At 41.8% G+C, this 6,092-nt stretch carries 7 protein-coding genes; 4 read left to right on the forward strand and 3 right to left on the reverse strand.

Going from position 1 to position 6,092, the window contains the following annotated elements; all coding sequences use genetic code 11:
• The first annotated feature begins 62 nt into the window (after positions 1–62).
• Positions 63–248: a CsbD family protein gene (locus AKG37_RS06510; protein WP_060698070.1), complete on the forward strand. Its 186-nt coding sequence runs from the start codon at positions 63–65 to the stop codon at positions 246–248.
• A gap of 148 nt (positions 249–396) precedes the next feature.
• Entirely contained in the window at positions 397–1,059 is a 663-nt protein-coding gene (locus tag AKG37_RS06515) for an O-methyltransferase (RefSeq protein WP_060698071.1), read from the forward strand.
• Positions 1,060–1,095: 36 nt separating this feature from the next.
• On the opposite strand, the gene AKG37_RS06520 is transcribed toward AKG37_RS06515, so the two are convergent.
• Together AKG37_RS06520 and AKG37_RS06525 are read right to left on the reverse strand one after the other, a co-directional pair.
• Complete coding sequence (locus AKG37_RS06520; RefSeq protein ID WP_060698072.1) at positions 1,096–1,422, reverse strand: AzlD domain-containing protein; 327 nt, start codon at positions 1,420–1,422, stop codon at positions 1,096–1,098.
• On the reverse strand, positions 1,419–2,144 hold the full coding sequence (locus AKG37_RS06525; protein WP_060698073.1) for an AzlC family ABC transporter permease: 726 nt from the start codon (positions 2,142–2,144) through the stop codon (positions 1,419–1,421). The genes AKG37_RS06520 and AKG37_RS06525 overlap by 4 nt, the downstream gene beginning before the upstream one ends.
• 294 nt (positions 2,145–2,438) lie before the next feature.
• Between AKG37_RS06525 and AKG37_RS06530 the strand changes: the two genes are divergently transcribed.
• Both AKG37_RS06530 and AKG37_RS06535 read left to right on the forward strand, forming a co-directional pair.
• Positions 2,439–3,314, forward strand: coding sequence for a DMT family transporter (locus AKG37_RS06530; RefSeq protein ID WP_060698074.1), 876 nt, complete (start codon positions 2,439–2,441; stop codon positions 3,312–3,314).
• A gap of 78 nt (positions 3,315–3,392) precedes the next feature.
• Positions 3,393–4,412 (forward strand): S66 family peptidase, encoded by a 1,020-nt coding sequence (locus AKG37_RS06535; RefSeq protein ID WP_060698075.1) that lies wholly within the window; start codon positions 3,393–3,395, stop codon positions 4,410–4,412.
• Between the two features lie 37 nt (positions 4,413–4,449).
• Here the strand turns inward: AKG37_RS06535 and gltP are convergent, their stop codons facing one another.
• Positions 4,450–5,700, reverse strand: coding sequence for a glutamate-aspartate/proton symporter GltP (gltP, locus tag AKG37_RS06540; protein WP_048240377.1), 1,251 nt, complete (start codon positions 5,698–5,700; stop codon positions 4,450–4,452).
• Between the last annotated feature and the right edge of the window lie 392 nt (positions 5,701–6,092).

Consider the following 6,092-nt stretch of genomic DNA (forward strand, 5'->3'; position numbering starts at 1 on the left):
TCAGATGTTTTGTATCTTTCAAAAAGGCTAAATGGATAGTATCAAACGTGGAGGTGGAACAAATGAGTGAAGAAAAAGGACATCTGGATAAAGCGAAAGGAAAAACAAATCAAGTGAAAGGTCAAATAAAAGAAAAGCTTGGCGAAGCAGCTGATCATCAACACCTGAAAGAAGAAGGGAAAAAGGATCAAGTAAAAGGAAAGCTTCAAGATAAAAAAGGGGATGTGAAGAATAAGCTGAACGAGTAGATTCGAAAGCAGTTCGCTGCTTCATGTCTCCATCAGCACATGTCTTTCATCAATAAAATGAATAGATGTGTGAAAAGAATTGATTATACGCTCTCGCTATCATCATGTAGACTTGAGATAGAAGACATAATCAAGGGAGATGGATGAAATGGAGCAAGTGTGGAAGAAAGTTGACGAGTATATCACAGACAAGTTGATTCCTAAAGATGACGTATTGGAGCAAACGCTTACTCATAATAAGCAAACGGGTCTTCCAGAAATTGATGTGTCACCAGCCCAAGGGAAAATGCTTTATTTATTAGCAAAAACCAAGAATGCAAAGCGTATATTAGAAATCGGGACACTCGGTGGATACAGTACCATTTGGCTGGCGCGTGCACTCGAAGAGGATGGGGAACTCATCACATTAGAGGCCGTCAGTCATCATGTACAAGTCGCGCAGCAAAACATCAGCAGGGCAGGCTTATCGAAACGGGTGAGCATTTTGCAAGGAAAGGCATTAGATACGTTATCTCAATTAAAAGAGAAGGCTTCGCCTCCATTCGATTTGATTTTCATTGATGCAGATAAACCGAACAATCCGGCATATTTGAAGTGGGCGCTAGAGTTCTCGAAAAAGGGAACAGTCATTATTGCAGACAATGTCGTCAGAAACGGAGCAGTCCTTCATGACTCAGATGAGGATGAACGAGTGAAAGGAACTCGAGCATTTTTCGATTTACTTAAACAAGAGCCAAGAATAGAGGCGACAGCGATTCAAACAGTTGGTGAAAAAGGTTATGATGGATTTGTATATGGAATCGTCAAATGAAACAAAGCTTAACCGCATGCGGTTATGCTTTTTCTTTTAGAAAAACCATCTAGCAGTACCCATCAGCATGACGCCGACAAGAACAGTAAGTGACAAGCTTTTTGTCCAAACAGCAATGAGTACAGTAGGAGTCAAGACAGCCAGATACATCCAGTGGATGGTGACACCTGTGCCTGTTGTTGTATGGATGAAAAGATGCTCTGCAATCAAAGCAGTGAATATACAAATGGGAATAAACGATAACCATTTCAGCACCACTTCAGGCAGTTGAATACTTCGTACAAATAAAAATGGAACGACCCTTGGAATGATGGTGACGATCATACACCCAAGAATCAGCCATACCATAAAGCTGCTGATCATCTATCTGTCACCACCCCAACGGTTGCGACAATCACAGTGGCTAAGAGCACAGCCACGTGAGATGGAACGAAATGAAGCAGAACAAACATGGCAATGACCATATACAACACAAGTGACAGGCGATGAGTTAACTTATTTTTGGGCACTGTCTGTAATGAAAGGACTAGCAGTGCAGCAAACATCGCTGATAAAGCAAAATCAAGGCCAAGCGCTTCAGGATTTGTAATCCAGTGTCCAAAAATGCCGCCCAGTATGCAGGCTGCAATCCAGCACAAATACGCCGTGATGTTCAATCCGTGCATCCACCGGTTATTCAGCTTTCCTTGCTGCGCTAATTTATTCATCGCTACACCGAAGGATTCATCAGTCAGCAATAGACCGAATCCAATATTCTGTTTCACAGAGTAGCGTGTGAAATGTGGCGCGAGCGTCAGGCTGAGCAATAAATGACGCAGATTGACAATAAATGTCGTGAAAATGATAGCGGAAAGGGGACTCCCCGTGACAAGCAGTGCACAGATAATAAACTGTGAAGCACCTGCGTAAATAAAGATCGATAAAAACGCAATATCCCATATACTTAATTGTGAGCTAATTCCCACTATCCCGAAGGCAAACCCAATACTCATATAACCGAGAAGGGTCGGCACACAATCTTTTATTCCCTCTAGAAACGGTTCGTGTTTCGTATTGGGAATGTGTTTCCTCGCTTCAATATCCAACGACCTCTACTCCTTTTCTACGTGACCACCAATAGTTTTACTTACTATATGAAAACGAATTCAGCATGTCAATACCCATTTATCTTCTATTATATGAAGAAAAATGGTGACAAAAAGGATTGAAGTCAACCAGAATTTGTTATAAAGTAATCTGAAAATAAAAACAATGAGGTGACGACAATGCAATGGAAGCCTTTATTTGAACATGATGTACCAAATACCCTCCGTCCATAACGGAGAGTGATCTCCGTTTGTGGATATGCGATCAATCTATCCAGTAACGGAGGGGAAAAAATGAATGAAAAATATATAGGCGCCCTTTACTTAGCAATTGCTGCAAGTATTTGGGGCGGCATGTACGTTGTTGTCAAAGTAACAGTAGCGGTGGTTCCACCGCTTGAGCTTGTATGGATGAGATATGCTGTAGCAGGAGTCGTGCTGGTGTTCACTATTTGGCGTTTAGGTTATTCTTTTCGATTAGATAAAAGGGACATCCCACTTGTTGTGGTGATCGGGCTGATCGGAAATTTCCTATCAATCGTGACACAAGAAATTGGCACCATGTATACGTCTGCGCAAATGGGAGCCATGATCACATCTGCAACACCTGCTTTTATGGTGCTGTTTGCGTTCTTTCTATTAAAAGAAGCAATGACTGTTAGAAAGTGTGCTTCCATCCTGCTTGCTACAGTAGGTGTATGGCTCATGATTGGGCCAGTCGCAGTGCAAACAGATGAATTTATAGGCGGTCTTTCACTGGTTATCGCTGCTTTCACATGGGCGCTTATGTCTGTTTTGTTGAAATGTGTTCCAGGAAAGTATCCTCAGGTGGTGACAACCACATATGCGATCATTGTTGCATTCATTGTTTTAACACCGCCTGTTTTATTTCGTTTACCTCACTTAAATGTGGAGCAGATGGCAAGGCCAGAGATTTGGGGCGGCATTCTCTACCTAGGTATCATCTCAACAGCTCTAGCATTCTTTTTATGGAATAGAGGGCTTCAATTAATGGATGCCTCGAGCGGTGGTCTGTTCTTCTTCTTTCAACCGATCGTAGGGGCAGCTCTTGGCTGGCTGCTTTTAGGGGAAGAGATGGGGATACGTTCTTACATTGGGATTCTATGTATCTTTGCAGGAGTCTATACTGTACTGCGTCAAAAGGAATAAGAAGAGATGTCCCTTGTAAAAGGGGCATTTTCTTAAAAATGGATAGATTAAGAGATATAGAGGTTGGAGGGAAGCAGAATGATACAATTTCCGCATTTACAAAAAGGACAAACAATTGGCGTCACAGCGCCTTCCTCAGGTGTACAGCCATCTTTGCATGATATGTTTAAGCTTTCATGTGAACGAATGAAAAATAGAGGCTACGATGTCATATGTGGAGAGACGGTCTGGCAGCAGGAAAAGGCGAAATCTGCCCCTGCCATAGAACGTGCAAACGAACTTCAGTACATGATGACATGTGATGAGATTGACCACATCATCCCGCCGTGGGGAGGACAGCTGCTGATGGAAGTGTTAGAGCACCTTGATTTCTCATCGATGCAGAAAAAGTGGATTCTTGGTTACTCAGATACGAGTGCACTCCTGCTGGCGTTGACATTAAAAACAGGCATAGCCACTGCACATGGACCGAACCTAGTAGACCTTCAGGGAGAAGAACTTGATCAAACGACTGTCATGTGGGAAGAAGTGCTTTCAACAAAAGGGGAAATGGACATCAGTCAGTTTTCTTCATCTATGTATCAAAAGGAATGGAAGCGTGACGATCCGATTAAACATGTTTTTCATTTAACAGAACCGACCGCATGGCATACGGTGGATCAACAAGAAAAGATGGTAAAGGGAAGACTGATGGGTGGCTGCATTGATGTGATACGTCATTTAGCAGGGACACCTTATGGGGACGTCAAAGCTTTTCAGAAAACATTTATAAAAGATGAACCAATTCTCTGGTATTTCGAAAACTGCGAATTAAATGCTGCAAGCGTGAAGAGATCGCTTGTTCAATTAAAACTAGCAGGGTGGTTTGATCACTGTTCAGGTATGTTGTTTGGGCGAAGTGCAGTAGATGTGCCTGTTGAAGGGTATCAGTATCAGGATGTATATGAAGAATTACAAAAGGAATTACAAATCCCCATTTTTTACGATATAGATTGTGGGCATGTCCCGCCGCAAATGACGCTGGTTAATGGGGCATATGCAGAAGTGCAGCTGAAGCCGCAAGGAAAAGCTGTGCTAAAGCAAACCTTTTCGGCATAAAAAAGGAAAGGGGAGAACCCTTTCCTTCATATTAACTTTACATCCCTTTCGTTTCTTCACCCGCTTTTGGTACTTCCCACGCCGACTCACGGAATACTTTTTCCCATTTAGAAACGACAATACATGCAACGGCATGCCCTGGAACATTCACGCCTGTTCTTGCCATATCCATAATTCGGTCAACACCGGCTATAATAGCGACGCCTTCTGCTGGAAGACCTACTGCATGTGCGGTTGCCAAAAGAACAACAAGTGAACCGGATGGCACTGCTGCAATGCCTTTACTCGTTAACACAAGAACAAGCATCATCAAAAGCTGCTGAGACAGACTCATATCGACACCAAACGCTTGTGCAAGAAATACGCAGGCAACGGATAAATATAAACTTGATCCATCACAATTGAGAGAAAGACCTGATGGAATCACGAAGGAAACGATTCTTTTTGGACACCCGTATTTCTCCATTCGTGACATCAGTTGAGGAAGGACAGTTTCAGTGCTTGTAGTAGAGAAGGCAACTAAGAACAAATCCCAAATCATTTTTAATACTTCGAAGTAGTTAAAACGGAAGATCAGTGCGACCAGAGGGAATAAAGCAAAGAGAATAATGAATAATCCTAAAAAAACAGTCCCGACAAGCTTCATCATTGGGATTAATAAAACAATGCCATATTGGCCAACAGAAGCAGCCATTAATGCAAGAACCCCAATAGGTGCTGTCACCATCACCATCTGTGTGAGCTTAAACATGATTTGTGCCACTGATTCAAAGAAGGTGAGAACAGGAGCAGATGCTTTACCGATGCCGCTTGCCGCTACACCAAATAGTATGGCGAAGAAAATCACAGCAAGTAAATCATTCTGTGCCATGACATCGACGATATTGGTTGGAATGATATCTAATACCATTTGTTTAAAGTCAACGACTTTCTCTGTATAGCCATCTAACTCCCCAATATCTTTCTTAGCTAATTTAGAAAAATCGAGGCCAACGCCAGGCTTTAGTCCATTTGCCAATAAGAGCCCGATCCCAAGAACGATGGTTGTGATAACCTCAAACCAAATGATCGTCTTTAACCCAAGACTGCCCATTTTCTTCATGCCGCCGCTGCCGGCTGCACCAATAACAATGGTAGAGAAAACGATAGGAACAACGATCATTTTAATCAATCTGATGAATCCATCGCCAATTGGCCGGAGTGCCATTCCGAAGTCAGGGAAGAAATGGCCGATAAGAGCTCCTATCACCAAAGCGATCATGATTTGAAAAGCGACGAACTTTTTCATCATCTCCTACCTCCTTTAAGTGCTTGGAAAAATATTAAGAATTTTCCAATAAATAAAAATTCTATGTGACCATGTTTTGTCCTCCTTTGTATTTAGAAAGATTTTATTTAAGAATCATTGGAATTATGAAAGAAGAAAAGAAAATAGGGCTATTGCATCTCTATTTATCTAAGAAAATATTGAATCTAAAAAAACATGAAACTTTTTCAGGAAAATGTATTGACCCTTATATGCGATCCATGGTATATTTTTATTCGTCGCTGATGACGTATTTGAAACACAGACGTTCACACACGCGGTAAACAAATTTTAAAAAGATGTTGACTTGATGAAAACGATATGTTAAGATAATTAAGTCGCCTGATTAAGCGCCCGTAGCTCAATTGGATAGA

It is taken from the genome of Bacillus australimaris (assembly GCF_001307105.1).
GTDB classification, from domain to species: domain Bacteria; phylum Bacillota; class Bacilli; order Bacillales; family Bacillaceae; genus Bacillus; species Bacillus australimaris.